Here is a 240-nt window from a genome sequence, read left to right as displayed (position 1 = left end):
GTGCAACGGAGTTACGACACGGCAGGCCGGGGGGGCGGCGCCTGCATGATACGAATTGGTGCAAACTTTGCGATCTCAGCGCCGGGGGCGGGCGCGCAGGGTGGCCTCGGCCTGGGTCGGATCTTCGGGCCAGGGGTGGTTGGGGTACTGCGCGCGCATGTCCTTGCACACATCGGCATAAGAGCCGGACCAGAACCCCGGCAGGTCGCGGGTGATCTGGATCGGGCGGCGGGCGGGTGA

At 68.8% G+C, this 240-nt stretch carries 1 protein-coding gene; it reads right to left on the bottom strand.

Features of this window, described 5'->3' with window-relative positions:
- Nucleotides 1-75: 75 nt before the first annotated feature.
- On the bottom strand, nt 76-240 hold a 165-nt coding region (locus R0J92_RS26130; RefSeq protein ID WP_411053832.1), incomplete at its 5' end, for an ATP-dependent helicase C-terminal domain-containing protein.

This window comes from Tritonibacter sp. SIMBA_163 (assembly GCF_046535935.1).
Lineage (GTDB): Bacteria > Pseudomonadota > Alphaproteobacteria > Rhodobacterales > Rhodobacteraceae > Epibacterium > Epibacterium scottomollicae.
This window is presented reverse-complemented; position numbering and strand designations above follow the sequence as displayed.